This window comes from Kribbella sp. NPDC104218 (assembly GCF_055584105.1).
Genome location: NZ_JBVJMQ010000003.1, coordinates 263,182 through 289,873 on the forward strand (window position 1 = coordinate 263,182; position 26,692 = coordinate 289,873).

21 protein-coding genes are annotated in these 26,692 nt (G+C 70.1%); 4 read left to right on the forward strand and 17 right to left on the reverse strand.

The genetic code is table 11. The annotated features are described in order from the left end of the window. Positions 1–21: 21 nt before the first annotated feature. On the forward strand, positions 22–2,724 hold the full coding sequence (locus ACZ6ZD_RS26225; protein WP_465676554.1) for a Calx-beta domain-containing protein: 2,703 nt from the start codon (positions 22–24) through the stop codon (positions 2,722–2,724). Here the strand turns inward: ACZ6ZD_RS26225 and ACZ6ZD_RS26230 are convergent, their stop codons facing one another. From ACZ6ZD_RS26230 to ACZ6ZD_RS26280, 11 genes are all read right to left on the reverse strand, one after another. Further along, on the reverse strand, positions 2,725–3,810 hold the full coding sequence (locus ACZ6ZD_RS26230; RefSeq protein ID WP_465676555.1) for a serine hydrolase domain-containing protein: 1,086 nt from the start codon (positions 3,808–3,810) through the stop codon (positions 2,725–2,727). It abuts the gene before it with no gap. Positions 3,811–3,815: 5 nt separating this feature from the next. Next, positions 3,816–4,751, reverse strand: coding sequence for a quinone oxidoreductase family protein (locus ACZ6ZD_RS26235; RefSeq protein WP_465676556.1), 936 nt, complete (start codon positions 4,749–4,751; stop codon positions 3,816–3,818). A 19-nt stretch (positions 4,752–4,770) separates the two neighbouring features. After that, the gene (locus tag ACZ6ZD_RS26240; RefSeq protein ID WP_465676557.1) at positions 4,771–5,361 is read right to left on the reverse strand and encodes a TetR/AcrR family transcriptional regulator; all 591 of its coding nucleotides are present in this window, start codon (positions 5,359–5,361) and stop codon (positions 4,771–4,773) included. 67 nt (positions 5,362–5,428) lie between these two features. Beyond that, entirely contained in the window at positions 5,429–6,058 is a 630-nt protein-coding gene (locus ACZ6ZD_RS26245; RefSeq protein WP_465676558.1) for a TetR/AcrR family transcriptional regulator, read from the reverse strand. Between the two features lie 86 nt (positions 6,059–6,144). Further along, a complete protein-coding gene (locus ACZ6ZD_RS26250) occupies positions 6,145–7,848 on the reverse strand; it encodes an ABC transporter substrate-binding protein (RefSeq protein ID WP_465676559.1) in 1,704 nt (567 codons plus the stop codon). A gap of 69 nt (positions 7,849–7,917) precedes the next feature. Next, positions 7,918–8,958 carry an ABC transporter ATP-binding protein gene (locus tag ACZ6ZD_RS26255; RefSeq protein ID WP_465676560.1) on the reverse strand — a complete coding sequence of 347 codons (1,041 nt, stop codon included), beginning with the start codon at positions 8,956–8,958 and terminating at the stop codon, positions 7,918–7,920. Positions 8,959–8,974: 16 nt separating this feature from the next. Continuing rightward, on the reverse strand, positions 8,975–10,018 hold the full coding sequence (locus ACZ6ZD_RS26260) for an ABC transporter ATP-binding protein (RefSeq protein WP_337796565.1): 1,044 nt from the start codon (positions 10,016–10,018) through the stop codon (positions 8,975–8,977). 17 nt (positions 10,019–10,035) lie between these two features. After that, positions 10,036–11,040 (reverse strand): ABC transporter permease, encoded by a 1,005-nt coding sequence (locus ACZ6ZD_RS26265; protein WP_171672940.1) that lies wholly within the window; start codon positions 11,038–11,040, stop codon positions 10,036–10,038. 3 nt (positions 11,041–11,043) lie between these two features. Further along, entirely contained in the window at positions 11,044–12,090 is a 1,047-nt protein-coding gene (locus ACZ6ZD_RS26270; RefSeq protein WP_465676561.1) for an ABC transporter permease, read from the reverse strand. 208 nt (positions 12,091–12,298) lie between these two features. After that, positions 12,299–12,952 (reverse strand): trimeric intracellular cation channel family protein, encoded by a 654-nt coding sequence (locus tag ACZ6ZD_RS26275; RefSeq protein WP_465676562.1) that lies wholly within the window; start codon positions 12,950–12,952, stop codon positions 12,299–12,301. Positions 12,953–12,991: 39 nt separating this feature from the next. Next, complete coding sequence (locus ACZ6ZD_RS26280; protein ID WP_465676563.1) at positions 12,992–13,687, reverse strand: alpha/beta fold hydrolase; 696 nt, start codon at positions 13,685–13,687, stop codon at positions 12,992–12,994. Between the two features lie 111 nt (positions 13,688–13,798). Between ACZ6ZD_RS26280 and ACZ6ZD_RS26285 the strand changes: the two genes are divergently transcribed. Next, a complete protein-coding gene (locus ACZ6ZD_RS26285; protein ID WP_465676564.1) occupies positions 13,799–14,452 on the forward strand; it encodes a GntR family transcriptional regulator in 654 nt (217 codons plus the stop codon). Between the two features lie 10 nt (positions 14,453–14,462). Here the strand turns inward: ACZ6ZD_RS26285 and ACZ6ZD_RS26290 are convergent, their stop codons facing one another. Both ACZ6ZD_RS26290 and ACZ6ZD_RS26295 read right to left on the reverse strand, forming a co-directional pair. Beyond that, positions 14,463–15,035 (reverse strand): TetR/AcrR family transcriptional regulator, encoded by a 573-nt coding sequence (locus ACZ6ZD_RS26290; protein WP_465676565.1) that lies wholly within the window; start codon positions 15,033–15,035, stop codon positions 14,463–14,465. Between the two features lie 26 nt (positions 15,036–15,061). Further along, entirely contained in the window at positions 15,062–15,484 is a 423-nt protein-coding gene (locus tag ACZ6ZD_RS26295; RefSeq protein ID WP_465676566.1) for an SRPBCC family protein, read from the reverse strand. 154 nt (positions 15,485–15,638) lie between these two features. Here ACZ6ZD_RS26295 and ACZ6ZD_RS26300 point away from each other — a divergent pair, with 154 nt between their 5' ends. After that, positions 15,639–16,547, forward strand: coding sequence for a sulfite exporter TauE/SafE family protein (locus ACZ6ZD_RS26300; protein WP_465676567.1), 909 nt, complete (start codon positions 15,639–15,641; stop codon positions 16,545–16,547). 40 nt (positions 16,548–16,587) lie between these two features. Further along, entirely contained in the window at positions 16,588–19,692 is a 3,105-nt protein-coding gene (locus tag ACZ6ZD_RS26305) for an AfsR/SARP family transcriptional regulator (RefSeq protein ID WP_465676568.1), read from the forward strand. Here ACZ6ZD_RS26305 and ACZ6ZD_RS26310 read toward each other — a convergent pair. The 4 genes from ACZ6ZD_RS26310 to ACZ6ZD_RS26325 form a co-directional block, all read right to left on the reverse strand. Beyond that, positions 19,660–21,045, reverse strand: a complete 1,386-nt coding sequence (locus tag ACZ6ZD_RS26310) for a hypothetical protein (protein WP_465676569.1) — start codon at positions 21,043–21,045, stop codon at positions 19,660–19,662. The genes ACZ6ZD_RS26305 and ACZ6ZD_RS26310 overlap by 33 nt on opposite strands. Positions 21,046–21,060: 15 nt before the next feature. Then, positions 21,061–23,184: an alpha-N-acetylglucosaminidase gene (locus tag ACZ6ZD_RS26315; RefSeq protein ID WP_465676570.1), complete on the reverse strand. Its 2,124-nt coding sequence runs from the start codon at positions 23,182–23,184 to the stop codon at positions 21,061–21,063. Between the two features lie 212 nt (positions 23,185–23,396). Beyond that, entirely contained in the window at positions 23,397–23,675 is a 279-nt protein-coding gene (locus tag ACZ6ZD_RS26320) for a hypothetical protein (RefSeq protein ID WP_465676571.1), read from the reverse strand. Further along, positions 23,591–26,527 carry an Hsp70 family protein gene (locus tag ACZ6ZD_RS26325; protein ID WP_465676572.1) on the reverse strand — a complete coding sequence of 979 codons (2,937 nt, stop codon included), beginning with the start codon at positions 26,525–26,527 and terminating at the stop codon, positions 23,591–23,593. Before ACZ6ZD_RS26325 ends, ACZ6ZD_RS26320 begins: the two co-directional genes overlap by 85 nt. Between the last annotated feature and the right edge of the window lie 165 nt (positions 26,528–26,692).

The window sequence follows — 26,692 nt, forward strand, 5'->3', positions numbered from 1 at the left end:
GTTTGCTGAAGGGAACGCGCTGTGAGGCTGTTGCGACGTTCAGTACCGGTGCTCGTGTTGCTGGGTGGTCTGCTGGGGGCGCCGGTCGCGCAGGCCGCGCCACCCGAGCCAGTAGTTGCCCAAGGCAAGGGATGGCGAGTTCAGGCGGTGCCCGAGGGCGCCCGGGTGACGCTGGTGCTGGACGAGCCGCTACCGGTTCGCGACGCGCTGCCGATCCTCGCGGCCGACGGCGTGCCGATCGGCGTCGCCCGGCAGTCGCCGGACCAGCGGATGCTCTCGCTGATCAGCCCCGACAAAGGGTTGCTGAAGGCAACGAAGATCGAGCTCGTCCAGCCGGGCCGGACGACGGCGCGGCAGGCCGTCGGTGACAACACCGACGCGGAGTGGCTGAAGGCGCCGCAGGGGCCGCCGCTGGCGGTCGATCCCGGTGCGCCGGGTGCGTACGGCGTCCGGACGGCGGAGTACGACCTGGGCGAGGAGGCCGTCTACCTGTCCGGGCTGGAGCGCAAGGCCGAGGTACTCGGCAAGGTCTACACGCCGGTCGGCGCGCGCGGTAAGCGGCCGCTGGTGCTCTTCCTGCACGGCCGGCATCAGGTCTGTTACGGCGGCCGGCTGGTGCTGGGGATCCGGCCCTGGCCGTGCGCCGCGGGGGAGAAGCCGATCCCGAGCTACCGCGGGTACGACGCCCCGGCCAAGGCGCTCGCGAGCCACGGCTACCAGGTCGTCTCGATCAGTGCCAACGCGGTGAACGCGGCCGACGCCGCGACGTACGACGCGGGCGCCCAGGCGCGCGCCGAGCTGATCCTGCACCACCTCGGCCTGTGGCAGCGGTGGTCGACGACCGGCGGCGGCCCGTTCGGCCGCGCCTACGTCGGGAAGGTCGACCTGACCACGATCGGCCTGATGGGGCACTCGCGCGGTGGCGAGGGCGTCGCGCGCGCCGCCGCACTGAACGCGGACCGCGGCGGCAAGTACGGGATTCGCGCGGTCCTGCCGCTCGCGCCGACCGACTTCGCCCGCGCGACCGTTCCCGGCGTCGCGATGAGCGTGATCCTGCCGTACTGCGACGGCGACGTCTCCGACCTGCAGGGCCAGAAGTTCTTCGACGACACGCGATACTCGGTCACCGGCGACGCCGCGCCGCGGTCGACCGTCACCGTGCTCGGCGCCAACCACAACTTCTTCAACACCGAATGGACGCCGGGGCAGTCCGAGGCGCCGTCGTCCGACGACTGGTTCGACACCGGCTCGGGCCCGTGCTCGCCGAAGTCCGCGAGCCGGTTGACCGCGGTCGAGCAGCAGGCGGTCGGGACGGCGTACGTCGCCGGGTTCTTCCGGTTGCAGCTCGGGCGCGAGACCGCGCTGCTGCCGTTGCTGGACGGCACCAACAGCCACCCGAAGTCGGCCGGTAAGGCCGTCATCCGGGTGGTCGCGCAGGCCGCCGCGGCGACTCGCCGCGACGTGGAGCGCTTCGACCAGGAGCTGCCGGCCGGCGCCGTGACCGGTGCGGCGTCCGCGCGAGTCTGCGCCGGGACGAGCGGCCCGGGTGGTTGTGTGACGACCGACGAGCCGTGGAACTCACCGCATTGGGTCGGCGCGGCGTTCGTGCCCGAGGCGCGGACGACGGCTGTCACGAAGCTGAGCTGGACGGGTCGCAGCGGGGCGCTCAAGGTCGGCGTACCCGCGGCTCAGCGCGACGTCCGCAAGTACGCCGCGCTGTCGTTCCGCGCCGCTCCGGACCCGGCCGGAGCGCCGAAGTCCGATCTGACCGTGCGCGTCGTGGATGGCCGGGGGCGCTCGGCGTCCGTCGCGGTCTCCGCGGTCAGTGACGCGCTGCTGCGGCTGCCGGGCGCGCCGGGGACGGGTCTGCCGAAGAACCTGCTCCGCACGGTCCGGATCCCGACCGCCTCGTTGAAGGCGGTCGATCTGCGGGACATCCGGTCGATCGAGTTGCGCACCGACCGGCTCGACTCCGGCGCGGTCTTCCTGTCCGACTTGAGCTTCTCGACGCCGAGTCTCGGCAGGTCAGCCCCGACCAGCCTGCCCGAGCTGTCGGCGTCCAGTGTCCGCGGCACCATCCAGGAAGGCGACGAGGGCACACAGACCGTCAACGTCGCGGTCACCCTGTCGCGGCCGAGCGCCCGGCCGGTGACCGTGCACGCCGAGTCCACCGGCGACACCGCGAAGACCGTCGCCGACCTCACCTTCGCGCCCGGCGAGACCCGCAAACAGCTCCCGCTGACCGTGACCGGCAATCCCCGCGACAGCTACGACCACTTCTTCGTCAGCCTCGTCCTCGCCGCCCCGCGGGAAGCCCAGCTCGCCGACTCGTTCGGCAAGGTCAAAGTCGCCGACGACGACCCCACCCCGACGATGACGATCGGCTCCGCCACCGCCGCCGAGAGCGACGGCGTCCTCACCTTCCCGGCCACCCTCTCCGCCCCCAGCGACGTCTACGTCTACGCCTCGGGCACCGTCGACGACGGCACCGCCACCATCCGCCAGGACTACACCGTCCCCGGCGACCCCGGCACCGGCCCGCCCCTCCGCTTCGTCTTCGCCCTCTTCCAGCCCGGCCAAACCACCACCGGCCTCACCCTCGAGCTCACCGACGACTCCACCCCCGAACCGACCGAGACCTTCACCCTCAACCTCACCGACGCCGAACGCGCCGACCTCCCCCTCCCCACCAGCCGAACCGCCACCATCACCGACGACGACTAGCTAGCCCACCAGCCGGCGGACGGCGAGCCAGAGATCGGCCGGCGGCGGCAGGACCTGCATCATGAACAGCACGGTCAGGTCGTTCGCCGGGTCGATCCAGAAGTTGGTGCCGGCGGCCCCGCCCCAGCCGTACTCACCGCGGCCCGCCGGCGAACCGGCGGCGGTGGGGTCGAGCAGCGGGGCGACGCCGTACCCGAAGCCGCGCCCGGCGTGGCTGTCGTTGGTGTTCCCGGGCGGGTGGCTGAACGCGCGCAGGGTCGCGCCGCCGGGCAAGTGGTTCGCGGTCATCAACCGAACGGTGCCGGGGGCAAGCAATCCCTGCCCGGCGTCGGCGAGCATCCGGACGAAGCGCTGATAGTCGGCGGCCGTGGAGTAGAGCCCGTGGCCGCCCGCGACCAGCCCTGGCTGATCGTCCAGGAGCTCGGCCCGGCCGCTGTGCGGGTCCTGCCGGTACAGGGCGGCCAGCTGGTCGGCCGGTGGTCTGCGGTAGCCGGTGGCGGTCATACCGAGCGGGGCGAAGATCCGGTCGGCCAGGAACACGTCGAACGGCGTACCGCTCGCGACCTCGACGATGCGGGCCAGCACATCGGTCGCGCGGGAGTAGTTCCACGCCGTCCCCGGCTCGAACAGCAACGGCAGCTCGGCAAGCCGGTCACAGAGCTCCGCGAGTGGGTAGGTGTCGGGCGCGCCGAGCGGGGCGATCCCCGCGGCCCGGTAGGCGTCGTCGACCGGATTGCTCGCCAGGCCGGTGACGGTCAGACCGGCGGTATGGGTGAGCAGGTGGTGGATGCGGATCGGTTCGCCGGGGCGGGCGAAGGCGGGCAGAAAGCGCTCGACCGGATCCGCCAGGTCGAGCAGCCCGGCTTCCCAGGCGATGAGGACGGCGACCGACGTGATCGGCTTGGTCATCGAGTAGAGCCGCCAGACGGTGTCTTCGGTGACCGGGTGGACGCCGTCCGCGTCGCGAGCGCCGTGGGTGGACTGGTGGACGATCTCGCCGCGCTGCGTGACGATCACGATCGAGCCCGGCGCCCGGCCGGTCGTGACGCAGTCGTCGAGGTAGGCGGTCAGCCGGCGGAAGCTCATCGCGATCAGTCGAAGCGCAGGACGTAGCGGCCGCGGAGCCCGCGCTGGTCCAGGGCGTGGTGCGCCTCGGCGGCCTTCGCGGCCGGCAGTTCGCCGGCGACCCGCGTGGTCAGGACGCCGGCGGCGGCCAGGCGGGCGATCCGGTCGAGGGCCGCGGGTTGTTCGGCGTACCGGAAGACGAAGATCGGGACGACCTGGACCCGCTCGCCGCCGTCGCCCTGATAGCCGTTGAGGGTGACGAAGGCGCCGCCGTCCCGGACCGCGCCGAGGACAGCGGCGCCCAGCCCGGCCGTGTCGAGCAGGCCGTCGGCGCCGCCGGGGTGCTGCTCCCGGACGGCGGCGGCGAAGTCGTTGCCGCGGGCCACGATCGTGTCGGCGCCGCAGGCCTGGACGAACGCCTCGTCCGCCGGGGCGGCGTCCGCGATGACGATCAGCCCGGCCCGCTTGGCCAGCTGGACGAAGTACCCGCCGACCGTGCCCGCGGCGCCGGTGACCGCGACCGTCGAACCGGCCGGAAGCGCGAGTGTGTCGAGGGCGAGCTGCGCGGTGAGCCCGTTCATCGGGAGCGTCGCCGCCTGGGCGGGGGAGAGGCCGGCCGGAATCTTCGTCGCCGAGCCCGCCGGGACGACGACGTCCGCGCGATAGCCGCCGTGCGCACCGGACGGCACCACGATCGCCAGTACGGCGTCGCCTACCGCGAGCTGCCGGTCGGCGTCCGGCCCGATCTCCGCGACGACGCCGGCGACCTCCATCCCAGGGACGCGGACGGCGTCCGTCGCGCTCTGCCGGGGACGCGAGCGCATCATCGCGTCGACCGGGTTCACCGTGGCGTGCGTGACCCGGATCCGGACCTGCCCGGGCCCGAGCGGCTCGGGCTCGAGATCGAGGACGGCGAGCGCGTCCGCGCCGCCCGGTTCGGTCACTCCGATGGACTGGACCATGGTGGGTCGCTCCTGCCTGTCAGGGGGTGCGGAGACCGTCGAGCAGCACGCTGCAAACGGCGTCGAGCTCGGCCGTGATCCCGGCGTTCAGCCACTCGTCGGCGAGCGCGACATGGGTGAACCGGGTCGTGGCGTGGAAGAGGGTGCGCGCGGTGGCGGCCGCGTCGGCGTCCCGGAACGAACCGTCCGCGATACCGGCCGCGACGATCGCGGTCAGCTGGCCGAGAAGGTCGACGACATGCTCGACGGCCACCTCGGCATGGGTCGTCGCGAGCAGCACATAGGCGGCGAACAGCTCCGGATCCTCGCGCAGCTTGGCCTGTTTCACCGCCAGGACGGCATGCAGCCAGCCGCGCAGCCGATCCGCCGGAGCCGTCTCGCCATCAGCGGCCACGGCCGCCAGCGCGTCCCGGTTCGCTGCGAGCCAGCGCCGGGTGACGGCCTCACGCAGCGCCTGCTTGGAGGCGAAGTGCTTGTAGACCGCGGCATGGCTGACCCCGAGCGCCCGGGCGACGTCGACGACCGTCGCCTTGTCCGGCCCGTGCCGGCGCAGGATCTGCTCGGTGGCCGCGAGGATCGCTTCGGGGTCCAGGGCTCGCCGCACGCTCATGACGGCCACGGTACGGCCGGTGGGTTACAGATGTCAAAATCTGTAACTTGAAACTATTGGGGCCGCCCTATTTGGCGGAGAGTTCGAGGACGGTGGCGAGCCACTGCTGGTACTGGGGGACCGGCCAGCCGCGGTCGTGGGTGAGGCGGGCGAAGAGGTGGGGGCCGGTGAGAGCCCACCAGGCGTCGGCGACCGTGAGGGGATCGGCGTCGGGGGAGAGGAGGCCTTCGGCGGCCAGGTGGCAGGCGAAGGTGCGCAGGCCGGTGAGGCGGTCGGCGTCGGTCTCGGCGACGACCTGGGCGGCGTCGGCGCCGCCTTCCAGCAGGACGGCGGCGAGCGGCGCGAGGCGTTCGTTGACCGAGGTGACGAGGGCCGCGTAGGCGGCCAGCTTGGCCTGGATACCGGCCGCGGCGGAGATCTCGCGGGGGACGAAGCGCTCGGTGAGCGGCTCGTCGTCGCCGGTGCGGGTGGCGTCCCAGACCGCTTTCGCGAGGGCGGCCTTGGGGCCGATCGCCTTGTAGAGCAGCTCGGGCGAGACGCCGGCGCGCTCGGCGACGGCGTTCATGGTGGTTGCCGCGAAGCCGCGTTCGAGGAACAGGGCCAGGCAGGCATCGAGGGCGGCGGCGCGCCGGATCCGCGCTTGGTCCTTACGTCCGGACGAGTCGTAGCGACGACCGGATGCGGTGCTCGTCGGCAACTGACGCCTCCTTTACCTCTGGAACAGAGCGGGAGAGCCACGGCGGGTGCCGTGGCTCTCCCGGCTGATCATCAGCTAGCTGACGATCAGCTGACCTTCTTGACGCCGATCTGCGTCAGGTCCGGAAGACCGCCGCTGTTCGGGTCGGCGACCACGCCGTCGAGGTTCGAGCCCACGACGTAGACGTTGAGGTCCTGAAGGGTCGGCACGACCGGCGCCGTCTTCATGATCTCGGTGTACAGGTCGGCCAGACCCTGCTCCACCTTCTCCTTGTCGGACTCCTTGGCGATCTCCGCCATCTTGTCCCAGCCGGCCTGGCTACGGCCGTAGTTGTTCTGCGCGGCCTTGCCCGGAGCGGTCGCGTCCGGACCGAAGACCGACGGAACGATCGTGGTCAGGCTGGCCCAGTCGTAGCACCAGCCGGCGGTGATCAGGTCGGCCGCAGCGGAGTCCTGCTGCTGCGTCGAGTAGTAGTTGTCGCCGGGAACCTTCTGGATCTCGACGTTGATGCCGACGTTCTTCCAGGACGCCTGCGCGGCCTCGGCGGCCTTGGTGGCCAGACCGGAGTCGGCCGTGGCCAGGGTCAGCTTCTCACCCTTGTAGCCGGCCTCGGCCAGCAGCGCCTTGGCCTTCGCCGGGTCGCCTTCCGGCGGAGCCTTGAAGGTCTCCTCCGGCTGGTAGCCCTGCATGTCCTGCGGGATGATCGAGTCGACGACGGCGGCCAGACGCTCGCCACCGCGACCGTCACGGTAGCTCGTCCGGTCGAGGCCGTAGTACAGCGCCTCGCGCAGCTTCTGGTTCTTCAGCAGCGGCTTCTGCTGGTTGAAGGCGATGTAGCGGCGGCAGATGTCGGTGCTCTCGACGAGCCGGTCCTTGACGTTCGCCTGGTTGGTCTTGGCGATGTTCTCCGGCTGCACGCCGGCGAAGCTCAGCGAGCTCTGGTCCGCGGCGCCGTCGGCGATCAGCCGCTGGTCGACCGTGGCCTCGGCGTCACCGAACTTGAAGATGAACTTGTCCGGCAGCGCGGTGCGCACCGGGTCGGTCTTCGCGTCCCACTCGGTGTTGCGAACCAGCACCAGCTGCTTCTTCCGGGTGTAGGTCTCGATCTTGTACGGGCCCGAGGACACCGGCTTGTTGTCGTACTGCGTCTTGGTGTCCTTGGCCTTCGGGACCGGCGCGAAGATCTTCATCGTCGTGGTGCCGTCGAAGGACGGGACCGCGCGGTTCAGCTTGAAGACGAGCGTCTTCTCGTCCGTCGCCTCGATCGCGGTGCAGCCCTTGCCGCCGTTGTTGTCGCCGACGTAGGGGCCCTTGTAGCCCGCGCAGTCCATGTACGTCTTGGCGTACGGCGCGCCCTCGGCCATGTCGGCCGCGAACGAGCGCTCCAGGTTGTACTTGATGTCGGCCGCGACGATCGGCGTGCCGTCCTCGTACTTCAGCCCGTCCTTCAGCTTGAAGGTCCAGGTCTTGAAGTCCGGGGTGGACTCGTAGCTCTCGGCGAGGTCCTTCTCCAGGACGATCTTCTTCGACTTGGCGTCGTAGCGGTAGTCCGTCAGGGTCCGGGTGATCAGCTTGCCGATCATGCCGGAGTCGGTGACGAAGTTCCGGGCCGGGTCCAGGTGCTCGGGATCGTTGACCGCGTAGACGGTCACCGTTCCGCCCTTGGCGCCGGCGCCCGTGCTCTGCCCGCCGCTCGCCCCGCCGGTGTCGTCCCCGCCGCAGGCGACCGCGGTCAGGGTCAGTGTCACCGCGGTGGCGATCGCCATCCCGGTGCGCTTGACGTGATCCATGGTCAGTGTTCCTCTCTTGTCATGACGTGCTCCGCCGGGTCACGGCGGGTGGAAACGTGCAGGTAAAGGTCAGATGACATCCCGTTCCTCTGGGAAATGGCAGGCCACCTGATGATCAGGAGCGCCGATCTGGACCAGGGGTGGCTCCTGATCGGCGCAGATCTCCTGCGCCTTCCAGCATCGGGTGCGGAACCGGCATCCCGACGGCGGGTTCAAGGGGCTCGGCACGTCGCCGGTGAGGCGAATCCGGTCCCGGTGGCTCTCGGCGTCCGGGTCGGCCTCGGGGACCGCCGAAAGCAGGGCGTGGGTGTACGGGTGCCGGGCGTGGTTGTAGAGCTCGTCGCGGCCGGCCGTCTCGACCACCTTGCCGAGGTACATCACGGCGACCCGGTCGGAGATGTGCCGGATGACCGACAGGTCGTGGGCGATGAACAGGTACGCCAGACCGAACTCGGCCTGCAGGTCCTCGAGCAGGTTCACGATCTGGGCCTGGATCGACACGTCCAGCGCCGAGACCGGCTCGTCGCAGACGATCAGCCGCGGGTTCAGCGCGAGCGCGCGGGCCACGCCGATCCGCTGCCGCTGCCCACCGGAGAACTCGTGCGGGTACCGGTTGTAGTGCTCGGGGTTCAGCCCGACCCGCTCCATCAGCGCCTGGACGGCCTTCTTGGTGCCGCCGTCCGACTTCACCTTCTGGATGTCGAACGGCGCCGAGATGATCGCCCCGACCGTCTGCCGCGGGTTCAGCGACGAGAACGGGTCCTGGAAGATCATCTGGATGTCACGCCGGTACGGACGCATCTTCGTCCGGTTCAGGTGCGTGATGTCGTTGCCCAGGAACTTCAGCGTGCCGCCGGTCGGCTCGTCGAGTCGCGTGACGAGCCTCCCGGTGGTGGTCTTACCGCACCCGGACTCGCCCACCACGCCGAGCGTCTCGCCGGCGTGGATGGACAGGTCGACGCCGTCGACGGCTTTCACCGCTCCGGTCTGGTGCTGGAAGACGATTCCCTGGGTGATCGGGAAATGACGTTGCAGGCCGGTCGCCTCGAGGAGCAGTTCCCCTCGCGGCTTGACCGGGGTCGCCTGTTCGGCGGATGTCGTCGTACTCACCGGCGCTCCTCGGCCATCACAGGTTCGGCTTGATCTCTTCGGCGAACAGGCGTTTGCGCTGTCCGGTGTCGATGTGACAGCGCACGCTGTGCCCGTCCTGCCCGATCTGCAGCAGCTCCGGCAGCTCGTTCACACACGACCGGCCCTCGACATGGGCCTGCTGGTCGCAGCGCGGCTGGAACGGGCAGCCCTTGGGCAGGTTGATCAGCGACGGCGGAGTGCCCCGGATCGACTTGAGCCGTGCGGAGCCGGTCTTGTTCACCCGCGGGATCGAGCCGAGCAGACCCCAGGTGTACGGCATCTCGGGCCGGTAGAAGATGTCCCGGACGGCGCCGGTCTCGACCACGCGGCCGCCGTACATCACGACGACGTTCTCGGTCATCTGCGCGACCACGCCGAGATCGTGGGTGATCATGATGATCGCGGAGTTGAACTCCTTCTGCAGATCCTGCATCAGGTCCAGGATCTGGGCCTGCACCGTGACGTCGAGCGCCGTCGTCGGCTCGTCCGCGATCAGCAGCGACGGGTCGCACATCAACGCCATCGCGATCATCGCGCGCTGCCGCATACCGCCGGAGAACTGGTGCGGGTAGTCGCTGAACCGCTTGTCCGGCGACGGGATGCCGACCCGGTCGAGCAGCTCCACCGCGCGCTTGCGGGCGACCGCCTTCGGGGCGTCGTTGTGCACCAGGTAGGCCTCGACCAGCTGGTCGCCGATCCGGTAGAAGGGGTGCATCGCCGACAGCGGGTCCTGGAAGATCATCGCCATCTGGCGGCCGCGCATCCGGCGGATCTCCGGGACGGACATCCCCACCAGCTCGGCGCCGTCCAGCCAGATCTCACCGGTGACCTTGGCCCGGCTGCCCTTGTGCAGACCCATGATCGCCAGGCTGGACACGCTCTTGCCGGAGCCGGACTCGCCGACGATGCCGAGCGTCTGCCCGCGCTCCAGACTGAAGGACAGACCGTTCACGGCCTTCACCAGGCCGTCGTCGGTCGGGAAATGTACCTGCAGGTCCTTGACCTCCAGGAAGGGCCGGCTCTTCGCCGATTCGCTCACCGCGTCACCTTTACTGTTCACGACAACCGCACCCGCGGGTCGATGACGGCGTACAGCACGTCGACGATGATGTTCGCGACGACCACGAAGATGGCCGCGAACAGCACGACGCCCATGATGGCCGGCAGATCGTTGGCCAGCACGGAGTCGATCGAGAACTTACCCAGACCCGTGATGCTGTAGATCTGCTCGGTGATCACCGCGCCGCCGAGCAGGCCGCCGACGTCCAGACCGAAGATCGTGATGATCGGCGTCAGCGCCGAGCGGAGTCCGTGCTTGAAGACGACCGTCCGCTCGTCCAGGCCCTTGGCCCGGGCCGTGCGGATGTAGTCCTCGTTCATCGTGTCGATCATGTTCGCCCGGGTGAGCCGGGTGTACAGCGCCGCGAAGACCAGCGCGAGCGTGATCCACGGCAGGATGTAGAACTGCAGCCACTTCACCGGACCGACGGTGAACAGCGCGGCGTTCGCGGTGTCCGGGAACGGGATCCACTGCAGCTTCACGATGAACAGGAACAGCAGCAGGTACCCGAACACGATGGTCGGGAACGAGACGCCGAACAGCGACAGCCCGACGCTGAACTTGTCGATGAACTTGCCCTTGCGCAGGGCGGCGATCAGCCCGAGCATGACGCCGGACACCAGCCAGAGGACGGCGGCGCCGACAGCCAGCCAGAGCGTCGACGGGAACGCGTCGGAGATCGAGTCCCAGACCGGGATGCCGTTCTGGTACGACTCACCGAAGCACGGCCAGGCGCACTCGCGCTCGTTGCCCTCGGAGCCGATCGTCCGGCCGGCCGGGCTGACGAGGCCTTCCATGTAGTTGCCGTACTGCACGATCAGCGGGTCGTCGAAGCCGTAGGTCGCGTTCACCTGCGCCACGGTCTCGGTGTCGCAGTTCTTGCCGCAGATCAGCAGCGCCGGGTTGGCCGGCGTCGCCCAGAACAGGAAGAACGTGATCGCGCTGATGACCGCGAGTACGAGCGCCGCCTGGAGCAACCGGCGGATCAGATAGCGTCCCATCGGTCAGCCCCTTCCGGCGCGCGGGTCGAGAGCGTCGCGGACGGAGTCCCCGAGCAGGTTGAAGGCCAGCACGGTGATGAACAACGCCATGCCGGGGAAGAAGAGGTACAACGGGTTGCTCTCGATCCAGTCGGACGCGTCGGAGATCATCCGGCCCCAGGACGCGGTGGGTTCCTTGATGCCGACACCCAGGAAGGACAGCGCGGCCTCCGCGGTGATGTTGCCCGGGATCAGCAGCGTCGTGTAGACGAGCAGCGTCGGCAGCAGGTTGGGCAGCAGTTGTTTGAAGATCACGTACCCCGGGCCCGCGCCGAGCGACCGGGCCGCCTCGACGAACTCGCGTTCGCGCAGCGACAGGGTCTGGCCGCGGACGATCCGGGCCAGATAGGCCCAGCCGAAGAACCCGAGGACGAACATCAGCACGCCCATCCGGAGTTTGTTGTCGTCCGGGATGCCGAGCAGGTCCTGACCGCGGGATGCGATCACCGGCGTCAGCGCCATCACGAACAGCAGCGACGGGAAGCTCAGCATGATGTCCATCAGCCGGCTCAGCAGGGTGTCGACCCAGCCGCCGAAGTAGCCCGCGACCATCCCGATGACGGTGCCCAGGACGACGGCGATGATGGTGCCGCCGAGCGCGACCAGCAGCGAGACCCGGGTGCCGTAGACCAGCCGGGAGAACACGTCGCGGCCGTTCTGCGGCTCGACACCGAGCCAGTGCTCGGCGCTGGAGCCGCTGCCGAAGAGCCCGCCGATCGGGATACCGCCGTCCCGCGTGTTCAGCAGCGGGTTCCCGTCAGCGTCGAGTTTGTTGAACTGATCCGGCGGGAAACCGTTCAGTTTGACGATCAAGGGCGCCAGTAGCGCCACCGCGATGATCAGCAGGATCACCACCGCGCTGATGATCGCGATCTTGTCCCGGCGCAGTCGCGCGAAGGCGATCTTGCCGAGCGACCGCCCTTCGATCTGTTTGGCCTCCGCGGTCTCCGCGAGATGTTCGGCCGGCAGCCCGTCGTCCGGCGACGGTGCCTCGGATACCCCCAGCGTCATTCCTCACCCATCCTCGTGGAGATTGCAGCCCCCAGCCGTGAATTCGTCCACCTGAGTTTCGGGGAACCTTATGTATCTCGCACTGTGGGACGCCATGGGTAAAGAAGGTAGTAGCCGAATCGTGATTCTTCCGTGAAACCGTTTCAGCGCAACCGTGACGGACCGCGTTTGTCACGCTGCGTTACGTAGGCAAGTTTCGATGCTGATGTCAAGGTTTGTCAGGACGACGGCGCAGTGCGAACTGCTCCGGGAACGTCCACCGGAACCGGACGGCGGCCACCCGCAGGACCGTCGTCACCACGACGCAGACCAGCCCCGCGACCGGGACGGCGACCCCGAGCCCGGCGAGCAGGATGAACGCCCCGGCGCCCGCTCCGGCGGCGACGGCGTACAGGGTGCCGACGTGCAGGAACGAGAACGGCAGCCCGAGCATGACGTCGCGCAGCATGCCGCCGCCGATGGCGCCGATCACGCCGACCACCAGCGCGCCGGCCACCCCGACGCCCAGTGAGAGCGCTTTCGAGGCGCCGATGGCGCCGAACAGGCCCATGACGACGGCGTCCAGCCCGGTGATCAGCCAGGTGCCGCGGGCCACCAGCGGGGCGAGCGCCATGCCGAGGGCGGCCGAGCCCCCGGCGACGAGCAGGTACCAGTTGCTCCAGATCACCACCGGCGGCCGGTTGAGGACGACGTCGCGCAGCAGGCTGCCGCCGAGTGCGACGGCCAGGCCGATCGCGATGACGCCGAGGATGTCGATGCGGCGGCTGCGCAGCCCGGCGGCGAAGAGCGCGCCTTGCAGGCCGCCGAGGCCGGCGGCGAGGAGTTCGATCCAGAGTGTGACCTGGAACGGCGTGATCGGCATGTCGTCCTCGGGGAGCGTGGCTGGGCCGACCGTCGGGGGTCAGCGCGCGGCGGTCAGGGCGGCTTCGTCGATGGTGTCGGCGACGACGGCGGCCTGGGTCAGGAACAGGGCGTGGCTGGCGGAGACGTTGGTGATCTTGGCGCCGGCCCGGGCGGCCATGTGCTGCAGCATCGCCTGGTCGAAGGCCCGGTCCTCGGTCGCGATCACGGCCCAGGACGGCTTCTCGCGCCACGCGGCGTGCTTCACCGGCGTCGCGAACACCGACATGTTGATCGGCACCTGGCTGTCGCGCAGGAAGGCGGCGTCCGCGTCGGTCGCGTCGTGGGCGAAGCCGGCCTTGAACTTGTCGTGGTTGAGGAAGCCGTAGCCGTCTTCGGTGACGTCGATGACGAAGTCCGGGGTGGCGGCGAAGCCCTCGTACTGCTGGCTCGTGGTCTCGCCGGCGTCGGGTGCGAGGGCCGAGACGTAGACGAGTCCGGCGACGTTCGGGTGGACGCCGGCTTCGGTGATGACGGTGCCGCCCCAGGAGTGTCCGACCAGGATGGTCGGGCCGTTCTGCTGGTCCAGGATCCGCGTCGTCGCGGCGACGTCGTCGTCCAGTGAGGTGAGCGGGTTCTGGACGATCGTCACCCGGTAGCCGCGCGCCGTCAGCCGCTCGTGGACCCCGCGCCAGCCGGACCCGTCGGCGAACGCGCCGTGCACCAGGACGACGTTCTTGATCTCTGCGTTGCTCATGACGGGCTCCTTCTCGGCGGGTTCTTGGAGCAGCAGAATGCAATATATTGCAGACGCTGTCAAAGCTGGCGGAGATTTGCCATCGGCAGGTTCGGCGCGTCAATATATTGCATGCCCATCCCACGCGAGTCTCCTTCGATCGACCGGCGCTTGCTGCGGGACGACGTCTACCGGCGGCTCCGCGACGCGATCGTCGACGGGAGCCTGACGCCGGGGGAGCAACTGCGCGACGTCGAGCTGGCCGAGTGGCTCGGGGTGAGCCGGACGCCCGTCCGGGAGGCGCTGCTGCGGCTCGGCGAGGCGGGGCTGGTTCATGCCCAGCCGGGCCGGTCGACGACGGTCAGCGCGCTCAACGCGCGGGACCTGCGCGAGGCCTGCGAGGTCGTGGCCTCGATGCACCAACTGGCCGTCCGGGCCGCGGTCGGCAATCTCACCGAGGTCGACCTGGCGGCCATGCGTCAGGCCAACGACCGCTTTCGCGCGGCGCTCGACGCAGGCGACATCGAAGCCGCGCTGCGCGCCGACGAAGACCTGCACGACGTGCCGGTTCGAGTGGCGGGCAACCGGGCGTTGCGGACCGTCCTCGAGCAGTTCTCGCCCGTAGTCCGCCGGGCCGAGCGCCTGCGCTTCTCCTCCCAGGGCGGACGCGCCTCCATCGCCCGCCACGACGAGCTGATCCGCCTGTGCGCCGAAGGCGACGCCGACCGCGCCGCCGAAGTCGCCTTCGGTACCTGGCGCACGCTGTCGCTGTTCGGCAACGACTAAAACTCGCAAGTCAGGCCAGAAGCCGCCGGAAGTAACCGGCGTACAAGCCCTGCAGGTCCACGTCCGGATCGAGCCGCCACAGGACGAGCGCGCCTTCCTGGAAGGCGAGGATCTCGGCGGCGACGGCCTCGGGATCGGGGCAACTGAGCTCACCGGCCGCGTCCGCCGTCCGGAAGATGTCCGCGATCGCCTTACGCAGCAGGCGATTGCGGTCCAGGAACCGCTGCCGGACCGGGTGGTCGGCGGCGGCCTCCAGATGCTCGGCCTGCAGCGTGGTGTGCAAGGTCGCGAGATGGACGTTGTGCGTCATGTGCCCGGCGTTGTCGAGCATCGCGTCGAGCAGGCCGCCCACGCCCTGGCCGACGTACTGACCCAGGCGGGCCGCAGCGCGCTCGTCGTAATCGTCGAGGACGGCCTGCAGCAGGCCCTCCTTGCTGCCGAAGTGGTGGACGACGGCCGACGCGGTAATACCAGCGTCCGCGGCGATCGCGGCCAGCCCGGTCCCGCGGTACCCCTGGCGGCCGAACAGCTCGCCGGCGGCGTCCAGGATCGCGCGGCGCCGATCGACGCCGCGTTGCTGCACCTGCCCCTTGACTCCAGCGATGGCGGTCAGCCTAACTGCTGCCGCTCGGCGAACTCCTTCAGCGCCAATCCGACCTGCCGGTACTCGTGCTCCAGCGCGGCGCGATTCTCCTCGATCACCGCCCCGGCCATCGAGCCCGTGAAGCGCTCGGTATCCACGAGCTGCACCCCACCGGCCAGCTCGGTCAGCTCGAACGAGTGCGCTCCGAAGAACACCTCCGGCGTACCCCCTTCCCACGCCAGCAGCCGCTCGGGCTCCAGCTGCGTGACCTCGACCGAGAACTGCTGCTCGCCGGCCGCGCCGCCACTGAGCCGCAACGACAGCACGGCCCCAGCGCGCAACTCCACCGGCTGATCGACGGACAAGGTCGGATGCCACTCGGTGAACCGGTCCATCTCGGTCAGCACCCGCCACACCGCCGCGGCGGGGGCGGAGATGGCGGTGACCACGCGAACTTCCGGGTTATTTTCCTGCATAGTCGTTCAGCATAATGTCGTCCCGCATTGTGAGCAGCGGGCTGGGAGGGGGTGGTGGGGGCTTAATCTCTAGCAATCGCATTGAAATACAGGTCTTGGCCCGCATCCCGGTGAACTGGTGGCTCTCATGCGCAAACTGCTCCTTCTCGCCCTGGTCGGTCTGGGCGCTCAGCTGGTCGACGGGAGCCTGGGCATGGCCTACGGCGTCACGTCGACGACGCTGCTGCTGGCGATCGGCACGAACCCGGCGGCGGCGTCCGCTACGGTCCACCTCGCGGAGATCGGCACGACGCTGGTGTCCGGCGCTTCGCACTGGCGGTTCGGGAACGTCGACTGGAAGGTGGTCGCGAAGATCGGCATCCCGGGGGCGGTCGGGGCCTTCGCGGGCGCGACGTTCCTGTCGAATCTGTCGACCGACACGGCCGCGCCGCTGATGTCGATCATCCTGCTCGCGCTCGGCCTGTACGTGCTGATCCGGTTCACCACCTTCGGCCTGCCGAAGGGCCGGCTCGGCAAGCCGCTGCGCAAGCGGTTCCTCGGTCCGCTCGGGCTGGTCGCCGGTTTCGTCGACTCCACCGGCGGCGGTGGCTGGGGGCCGGTCGGGACGCCGGCGATCCTGGCCAGCGGGCGGCTCGAACCGCGGAAGACGATCGGCTCGATCGACACCAGCGAGTTCCTGGTCGCGGTCGCCGCGAGTGTCGGCTTCATCATCGGTATCGGCTCCGAGGGCGTGAACTACGCCTGGGTGCTCGCGCTGCTGCTCGGCGGCATCATCGCGGCGCCGATCGCGGCCTGGCTGGTCCGGCACATCCCGCCGCGGGTGCTCGGCTCGGCCGTCGGCGGCGTCATCATCCTGACCAACACCCGCACCCTGCTGCGCAGCGACTGGATCGACGCGCCGGACGGCGTCCGCTACGCCTTCTACGCCGTGATCTACCTGGTCTGGGCAGCCGCGATCGGGTACTCCGTGCAGCAGTACCGCAAGCACCGCGACGAGGACCAGCAGCTCATCGCGGAGGCCGAGCCGGCTCGCTGACCGCTCGGAGACCTCCGCCGGAGGTTGAATACGGGCCATCATGATCGACGGCCTGGAGTTCCGGATCCTCGGCCCGCTCGAGATTCTGCGAGCGGGCCGGCCGGTCGTGGTGCCCGCGGCCAAACAGCGCGTGGTGCTGGCGACGTTGCTGCTGCGCGCCAACCAGGTGGTCGCCGTCGAGGAGCTGATCGACCGGCTCTGGCAGTCCGACATGCCGCCGAACGCGCGCGGGACGGCGCAGGCGTACGTGATGCGGTTGCGTCGCATCCTCGGCGACGACGGCCACATCAGCACCGAGTCAGGCGGCTACCGGCTGACGGTGGCTCCGGAGCAGCTCGACCTCCTCCGCTTCCACGAGGCGCTAAGCAAGGCGGAAGAAGTCGGACGCCGGCAGGACCCGGCGACCGAAGCGGCCCGACTGCAGGAGGCTCTGGCCATGTGGCGCGGCCGTCCGCTGGCCGACGTCCCGTCCGACCTCCTGCATCGTGACGAGCTGCCGCGGCTGGAGGAGCTGCGCTTCCAGGCGTTGGAGCGTCGCCTGCAGCTGGACCTCGATCTAGGCCGGCACCAGCAGGTCATCCCCGAGCTCCGCTCGCTCACGTCGGAGCACCCGTTCCGGGAGGCGTTCTGGGGCCAGCTGATGCTCGCGCTGCACCGAGCGAACCGGCCGCTCGACGCGCTCGATGCCTACGACCGATTGACCGCCGTCCTCTCCACAGAGCTCGGATCGGTGCCGAGCCGGGACCTGCACCGTCTGCAGCTGGCCATCCAGAGCGACGACCCTGTACTGCGGCCGCTCAGCTCAGTCGGCCGGACGCCGCGGTCGTTGCCGGCCGGCATTCTGGACTTCGTCGGCCGTGACGACGAGACCACCGAGCTGACCAGGCTCCTTGCCCGGCGCTCCGGCAGCCGTGGCCTCCGCCTCGTCGTCATCTCCGGACCGCCCGGCGTCGGCAAAACCGCGCTGGCAGTCCACGTCGCGCATCGGCTCGCCGACGACTTCCCCGACGGCCAGCTGTACGTCGACCTCCGCGGCTACGCGACTGGCGCACCAGCCGCCCCTGGTCGGACGCTCACCCAACTGCTCCGCGCGCTCGGGACGCAGCCCGCCCAGCTACCGGCGCATCCGGATGAGCAGGTCGACCTCTATCAGTCCCTACTCGCCAACCGTCGGCTCCTCGTCGTCCTGGACAACGCGGCCAGCGCTGAGCAGGTCCGCCAGATCCTCCCCGCTGAGCCCGGTTGCGCGGTGCTCGTCACCAGCCGGAACGAGCTGCGCGGTCTGATCGCCCTGCAAGGCGCCCGACGCGTCGCACTCGAGCCGCTCTCGGACGCCGACGCCCGCGCACTGCTGACCGAGATCGCCGGTGACGAGCTGCTCGCGACCGACCCCGAAGCCGGTGCCGAGTTGCTGCGCCTCTGCGGCCGGCTGCCGCTCGCCGTCCGGATCGCTGCGGCCAATCTGTTCAGCCGCCGGGGCACACGGCTGACGGAGTACGTCGAGGAGCTCCGGGACGCGAATCGCCTGTCTGCGCTGGCGATCGAGGACGACGACCAGGCCGCCGTCCGGACGGCGTTCAGCCTGTCGTACGAACCGCTCGAAGCTGACGCGGCCCGCTTCTTCCGCCTGCTCGGGCTCGTCCCCGGGCCGGACTTCTCCGTCGAGGCCGCCGCCGCACTGGCCGATCTGGACCAGGTGCAGGCGTTCGCGCTGTTGGACCGGCTGACCGCCGCGAGCCTCGTGCAGCAGCACGACCGCGGTCGGTACCAGTTCCACGACCTGCTGCGGCTCTACGCCCGCGACCGGGCCCAGACCGAGGACAGCGCAGCAGAACGGACGGCCGCGCTCACCAGGCTCTACAGCTTCTACCTGAGCGCTGCGGACGCCGCTGCGGATCGGCTGGACGCAACGCTGCCAAGACTCCCCAGACCGGAGTGGCTGTCGGCCAGAACGCCGATCGACCACCAGGCCGCCGTCGAGTGGCTGGGCCGCGAACGCGCCGGTCTGGTGGCCGCAGTGGAGACGGCGGCGTCGGACCCGGAGCTCGCGCCGATGAGCTGGTACCTGGCCGACGCGCTGGCCGGATACCTGCACACCAACCGGCACGACCACGATTTGTTGACAACGGCAACCATCGCTCTGGCGACGGCACGCGCGTACGGCGAACGGCAGGCCGAGGCGACGCTACGCAACGCGCTCGGCGTCCTGCGCTGGAGTGCCGCCGAGTACGACGACGCCGTCGTCCAGCTGGAGCAGGCCCTGGAGCTGTTCGAGGATGCGGCCGGACGCGCGGTCGCGATGATCAACCTCGGCGTCGTCCACCTGGAACGTGGGCAAACGGCGTCCGCCATTCAGAGCTTCACTGAAGCGCTAGAGGGCAGCCCGGAGCTTCCGGCGGCGGTCGCGTCCGTTCGGCTCGGAATGGCGCTCCTGGAGGCCGGTCGGCTCGCTCCCGCGAAGCTGCAGCTCGAAGCCGCTCTGGCGACCAGCCGGCGGTTGGGCCTGCTCCACACCGAGGCGACCGCGCTGAACACGCTCGGCGCGCTGCACCTCAGGCTGGGGGAGTACGACGCGGCCGCGCGCCGGCACCAGGAGGCGCTGGACCGCTACCAGCGCCTGGGATCTCGCCACGACGAGGCCGAGGTGTTGCAGAACCTGGCGGCCCTGCACCGCGACAACGGTCAGCTCGCGGCCGCCGTCGACTACGCGACCGACGCACTCGACCTGGCACGGCAGACCCGCAACCGGCGGTTCGAGGTCGACTCGCTCAACACGCTGGCGACGGCGCACTCCGGCGTCGACGAGCGTTCGAAAGCAGTCGAGGAACACACCGCCGCACTGTCGCTGGCCCGGAGTATCGGCTACCCCCAGGGCGAGATCACCGCGCTGATCGGCCTGTCCCGCAGCCGAGCGAAGGGCGCGAGTACGGCGGCGCGCGCGGCGACCGAGCTCGCCCGCGCCACCGGGCTGCGGTTGCGCGAAGCCCAGGCCCTGGCTGCGCTCGCAGCGGCGGAGCAGAGTGCCGGACGACGTGCTGCCGCCGCGGCGGCCGCCGAACAGGCAAGGGTGCTGCAGGAGGAGATCCGGGCACCCCTGCCCGTCGGCGTCCAGCTACCGCAGGATGGCTTCGCAGGCCGCCAGTAGCGTGGCCTGCGTGCTGCCGGGCGCAGCTGGGACGGTCCCGGTCGGCGACGACTTGAGTGGCGCCGGCCAGGCGTAAGCCAGCATGCTCGAGCCGTAGCCCGCGACGAGCGGATCGCCTTCGCGCCAGCTGGATTCGTACCCCGGATGCCAAGCGGTCTCATCGGTCGGCACGTAGCACTGGGTCTCGTTCGCGTAAGCCATGATCCACAGGCGGCCGATCCCGAGCCGGGTGGCGACAGCGCGGATCAGGGCGTCGTACCCGGCCAGCACCTCGTGCGACAGCGCGAGGATCGTCAGCCCGCCGAGCTTCCAGCACTGGACCGGCATCGGGATCGAGCGGGCGAGGGTTCCGGTCCGGAGCTGGTCGAGCATCAGCCGCGCGTGCCGCACCTCGGCCGGGCCGAGGTGACCGTTGAGCCGGCCCTCGAACGTACGCCGCAGCCCGGCCTGGACCGCCGCGTTCCCGGTGTCGACCGCGAACGGCAGCTGGATCTCGGTCAGTCGCGTCAGGATCGGCCCCGCCACCGGCGTGAACTCGTCCCGCGCGATGACGTCGACGACGGCGTCCGCGAGCTTCTCTCCGACCACCAGCGGGCCGCCCGCGTTCGGGTTGATGTCACCGGCCGGCCCCTGGAAGAACAGGGCGGGCAGGCCGAGCCGGCGTTCGATCGACTCGATCACCACACCCACGTAGTCGGAGTCGAAGATCGTGTCGTTGCCGCGGCAGACCGGGTGGCACGCGTAACCGAACAGGACGGCCACCGGTTCACTCGTCGTCGCGTTCCGGACCAGCAGGACCGGGACCTGCGGGAGCACCGTCTCGACGACGCCGACCCGGTTGTGCCCGACCCGGACCGAGCCCTCGGCGTACTGCAGCGTCGCCGGGACGCGCGGCGCCTGGACGGTGCGTTTGACCAGGTCGACCATCAGGTCGACGAACAGCGTTGTCGACTGGTCGACCGCCGCGATGTCGGCCGGCTGCAGATTCATCAGGATGTTGGGGTGCGGATGACTCTTACCGATCATCGGCCCGCTGTGGGTGTGGCTGCTCGCGATCAGGAAGTCCGAGTCGGCGACCAGGTTCTCGACCTGGACGACGCGGCGGCGCAGCTCCTGATGGACCTCGCGGGGCAGGCTCACCACATCGATGCGGAGCAGCACGTTGGGCGATCCGTTGTCGTCCAGGACCAGACAGTGCGCGCGGAGCTTGCGGGCGTACGTGCCGTCGCCGCCGCGCGGGTCCCAGCCGTAGCCGCCCATCCACAGGCTCGGCCACGGCGGGTGTTTCGGAGTCATGTTCAGCGTGTTCACGGCCACCGACAGCTGGCCTGCGTTCTTCCGGAAGCGGGGCATCTCGGCTCCTTCGGGTCAGACCGGGTCGGCGGCCAGTTCGGCGGCGATCTGGGCGGCGACGGTGTACGGGTCCGCGGACGGCGTCGTCCGGTGCAGCTCGGTCTGCTGACTCCAGGCGTCGCCGCGAGCGAGCCAATCGCCGTACTGGGGTTGCTGGCCGCTGGCCATTGTTCCGGGCAGATCGGCGAGGAAGCGCTGCCAGCGTGGCTTGTAATAGGAGCTGAGCAGGCCGTGCCACTCGCGGTTCGCGTACTCGCGCAGGGTGCCGAACGCCTCTTCGGTCCAGATCGTGATCATCGAGCGGGCGTTCCACTCGATCAGCTGCTTCTCGTCGGCAGTCGTCCCCCAGGCTTTCGCCTGCTCCAGCCAGGGCCCGAGCATCCACTGCGGATGCGTCCCGAGGATCCGCTCGGTCTGGTCGATGGTCTTCAGGAAGCGGTCGCTGTGCCGCCGCAGCCCGGCGCCGTCCTTCGCTTCGTACGCCTCGCGGATCTTGTCGAGTAACAGCCGGCCCCGGTTGGCCAGCACCTGCCTGGTCACGTCGACGACGTCGTACTTGTACGTCGCCTTGCCGCGCAGCGCCGGCGCGACGGCCAGCAGCGCGGCCAACGCCGGCTCGAACTCCTCCGGGAGGTAGCGGAACTCGTCCGGCCCGAACATCGAGACACTGCGCAGGTTCAGGTCCGGCATCGCGCCGAAGGCGGATTCGAACGGTCCCTCGCCGGTGGTGTGGTTGGTCGAGACGTACGAGTACGCCGTCCGCCGCAAGATGTCCCACGCCCGGACGGCGTTCGCGTCGTCGCTGCCGTACCGGCGGACGGCGAAGTCCCGGACCCAGGTGGACAGGTCGACCGCCGTCCGGCGCCACATCATCTCGCCGAGCAGATCGGGGACGATCGGGTTCTGGTGCAGGCCCTCCTGGACCCAGGCACAGCCGACCAGCCGCTTGCGGTCCGCCCGGGTGCGGACCCGGGGGAAGGTCTGGCCCGGCTCACCGAGGTTGCCGAACATGCCGAGCCGGCCGCCGAAGTTCTGGATGCTGCCCCAGCACCACGGCACGCCCCAGTACGCCTCGGTGTCCTCCCACTTGCGGTCGTCGTCGGAGTCCAGGTCGAGGACGATGATCCGGTTCTCGTCGACCGCGTTCAGGATCTCCAGCCGCGGGTTCGACTGCCAGCCCTGGATCAGCCAGATCGCGCCGGGGGAGGCCTCCTCCAACGCGTCCTGGACGGCGACCGCGGCGTCGCCGAGGTTCGCGCCGTCCAGATAGTCCGGCAGGTCGTCGCCGACCTCGTGGAACAGGTCGTTCGAGTAGTGGGTGGTCTTGCCGAAGTGCTCCTCCTGCGCGGCGTAGAAGCGGCGGGCGACCTCGGGGTAGAGCGCCTCGGTGGTGTCGAGCCAGTACGGGCGCGGGTGGCCGGCGTAGTCCTTCTGGGCCGGGATGTGCGTCCCGGGGTGGCGCGACGCGAACACGTCGTCCGGTACGTGGCCGACGAACGCCGGGAAGACCGGCGTGATCCCGAGCTCCCGCATCCGGTCCACGATCCGCCGGCCCAGGTCCCGGCGTTTGTGCAGGAACCCGACCGAGACCGGCCCGCTGTACCCGGACGCGTCCAGGTCGTATCCGGTCGTCTCGCCGTACCACTGCCACGGCTGATGCGCAGGCATCGAGATCCACTGGCGTACTTCGAGCTCGGTCATCCCGAAGTCCTGGAACGTGTCGTACCAGACGATCTCCTGCCCGATCAGCGCCAGCGCCCGGTTGGTCCCGTTGATCGCCAGGAAGTCAAGCTCGCGCTCCCATTCCGCCCACTGCCAGTACGGGCTGGTGTAACCGAAGAACGTGAAGTTATACGCGTACCGCTCAGCCAGCTCGGTGCTCATCCGGATCGGCGCGGCCGGCGTCGGCAGCGCCGTCGGCACCTGGTCGCCGTTCGCGGACAGATGCCCGCGCGCGACGTACTTCAGCCACCAGTTGAACCCCGACAACAGTGCGACCGTGCTACTGCCCGCCAGCCCCACCTGATCCCCGGCCCGGCTGATCTGGAACGCATCCGTCTCCCCGGCCCCCGCCGTCAGCCCGCTCAACGCGAACCGCCCCGGATCCACCCCGCTCAACCGCCGGATCGCATTCCGCACCGCCGCATAGTCAGGCGCGGCAGCCCGCGCTGGGCTCGCATTCGCGCGCCCCGCGGCCCCTCCGCTCAACACAACAGCCACAGCACCCCCAACAAACGTCCGGCGACTGACAGAAGTCATCTCATCTCCCCATGGGCGTCAGGAAATTTGGTCCACCGCAGTTTCCAGCGCCCCCTTGACTTCCCACCGACGTCCCGCTGACGCCGCTCGGGTCAGCGGTGGCGGTCGAAGCCGGCAGCCCGGAGGAGTGGGTCGACGGCGTCGATCGGTACGACGTGGGCGCCGTCCTCGGTCACTGCGGTGATGACGCCGATCACCTCGTCGAGGTCGTTGCTCACGGGCCGTCCGAGCGCGGTGGGCGGCACGCGCAAGCTGGTCACGAAGGACGTCGTCCCGAAGCGCTCGATCAGGCCGACGGCGTCGCCGGCCCGGATCGGGTCGCCGATGCTGACCAGACCGGCGTAGCCGAGGCGCACCGGTACGGCGTCCATCGGCTCGGCCAGCTCGAGGACGGTGAGGATGCCGTCGGTTTGGATCGGGACTGCCTGGCGGGTTTCGCCCGCCAGTTCCACGACCGCCTCACCCTGGTGGGCGGTGGTGACCAGCAGGCGTGGGTGGACCAGAAAGCCGGAGACGTCGAGCACCCGCGCCACTGTGATCGGCGGCGCCGGTGTCGCCCGCCGAAGCGCGCGGTAGCGCTCCTGGTCGCCGGTCTCGGCCAAGCAGTGGGCGTAGCGGCGAAGGTCGGCGGGGAGTCCGGCGGTTCCGGGTGGGCGGCGAGCGCTTGGCGGTGGTCGCCGGCGTCGTAGTGGATGCGGAACCGTTGCAGCGGGTCTGGTTCGTTCAGGGCTTCGCGCACCAGCAGCGCGTTCCAGCGGGCGACTTTCGTGACCAGCGCGCGGAGGTCGGCCGTGCGAGCCGCCAGCTCATCGGTCAGGCGCGTCGTCGTCGAGAGGTCGGCCGCAAGGTCGGTGCCGGGCCGCTCGACGTGGTCGAGGGCGGCGAGAGCTGACGTGCGGACGGCGTGCCGGGCGCGCTCGAGGTCGAGCTCGGTCCGGCCGGAGTCGCTGAAGAGCTCGACGAGCAGCCGCTGGGTCTCGGCGTCCTGCGGGCCGGTCGCGGTGCGATGGGTCTCGCGGCGGTGCTGGAACTCCTGCCAGGCGGCGCTGCTGTCGTCGTCCATGGTGGCCTCGGCTGCCGACCGCAGCCGCTCGCGGGCCGTCGTCGCGCCGAGCTGGCGCTGCTCGGTCGCGCACTGCCGGTCGTAGCGGCGGGTCAGGTCGGCGATCTCGGCGGGGGACAGCAGCGTCGTGTCGGCGATCCGGATCGAGCTGGACTGCCCGGTGCCCTGATCGCGTGCGGTGACGGCGAGCACGCAGTCGCTGTCGATCTCGAACGTCACCTCGATCTGCGGCACCCCGGCCTCGGCCGGCGGGATGCCGGTCAGCAGGAACTGGCCGATCTTGGACTGCCGATCGAGCGCGCCGTTGAAGATCTCGACCCGGACGACGGTCTGCCGGTCGGAGTGCGTGCTGAAGATCTTCGTCGCTTTCATCGGGATGGTCGTGTTCCGGGCGATCAGCTCGGACAGGTGTTCCTGGTCGTGCTCGTCGTGCGTCCGGATCCCGAGCGACAGCGGAGTGACGTCGATGAGCAGGACGTCGTCCAGCGATCCGGCGCGCATCGCCGCCAGCAGGGCGGCGCCGCTGGCCACCGCGGTCCGCGGATCGGAGACCACCGTTCGGGTCATCCCGAACGCGGATTCCACGGTCTCCCGGATCAGCGGCGACAGCATCGGCCGTCCGATCAGCACCAGGTGCTTGGGCGTCGTCCGGGCCGCTGCGCGGAAGTCGGCGCAGACGGTGTGCAGTCTGGTCAGCTGCTCGGCCAGGATGGTCGCGAGCTCGGTCCGGCTGAGCTCGAGCCGCAGGTCGGCGCCGCGTAGCTCGTACGTCGCGTGCTCTTGTGTGGACAGGTCGATCTTGAGGCTCTCCGCGGCGATCTCGATCCGGCGCCGCATCGTGCCGCGCGCGGGCACGTCGATACCCAGCCGCGCCACCAGCGCTTTGGTGATGGCCGCGTCCAGATCCTTGCCGCCGAACTGCGCGTCGCCGCTGACCTGCTGTGCCTCGTACACGTTGTCGCCGACGTCCACCAGGCTGATGTCGAGCGTGCCCGCGCCCAGGTCGACGACCGCGATCGCATCGGTCAGCCGGCGCTCGCGGGCGGCGGTGATACAGGCGGCGGTGGGCTCGTGGACGAGCCGGACGAGCGTGACCTCGGCGATCCGGCAGGCCGACCGCGTGGCCGCCTTCTGGTTGTTCGTGAAGTACGCCGGGATCGTCACAACGACCCGCGGCCGCGGGATCCGCAGGTCGTGCTCCGGGCCGAGCCACTCGTCCCGGACCACTCCCAGCTCGCCCCGAGCCAGCTCAATGATGCGGTCGCGGACCTGCGCCGCCAGGAAGCTCTCGACCAGCCCGCGCGCATGCCGGATCAACCGCGCAGCCACCTCCTCAGGCCGGTAGTCGTGGTCGCGGATCTTGTAGACCGTGCCGCGCCCCATCCGCCGCTTCGTCGCACCGATGTGCCCAACCAGCCAGGGCATCAGCGTCTCCTCGCCGCTCAGCCCGACCAACTCGTTGCCGTCCCGGTCCAGGCTCATGGTCGACGCGAAGTGCACCTGTCCTTTCCACGGGCAGAACACCGGCTGCCGCGTCCGAGTGTCGTAGATGGCCGCTGCGCACGTCGTCGTCCCCAGATCGAAACCCCAGATGTCGCTGAACCGCCGGTCCACCTCGGCGCGCGCCCGCGCCACCCACGCCTGCGCCCGCTCGTCGAACTGCCGACGCTCCAGCGCGTCCAGCTGGCCCAGTGCGCCGTCAACCTCAGCTGCGCGGTCCAGCGGGACCAGTCCGTCCGCAGCCAACTGCCGCAAGCTTTCCACCGCCCGGGACGCCGAACCGTGCGCAGCCATCGCGGCCAGACACCGATTCACCAGCTGGTCGTAGTCGCCAGTGCGGCGCAGACACTCAGCCAGCCGCACGTCGTCCGCCGCCGCCCCACCCAACCACCGGACCAGGCAGTCAGCTGCCGCGGCGTAGTGACCAGCCTCCAGGTACGACGTGACGGCGTCCTCCAGCCGATCGATCCGTTCGTAGAGCCGGGCCGCACCGGCGTGGTCGCCTCCCGCCGCCGAAGCCGCCGCCCGAGCCGCAAGCGCCTGGGGAGTGTCGTCGTCCCGCAGGACTCGAACCGACTCACCGAACTGCCCCGCCTCTCGAAACAGCTGATGCGCCCGAAGCGCCTCCCCGCCCTCCTCAGCCAGCCGAGCCGCTTCCACCAGCCTCCGCCGCGCCGCCGCCTCGTCAGTCCGAGGACGCAGCCCAACCCTCGCCGCCAGCCGTCGAATCGCCACACCCCATCGCCCGGACCGCTGCTCTCCACCCACCTCAGCACGCTAACCACCCGCCGCCCCGCTCATGGCTCACCGGCAGCTTGCTGCCAC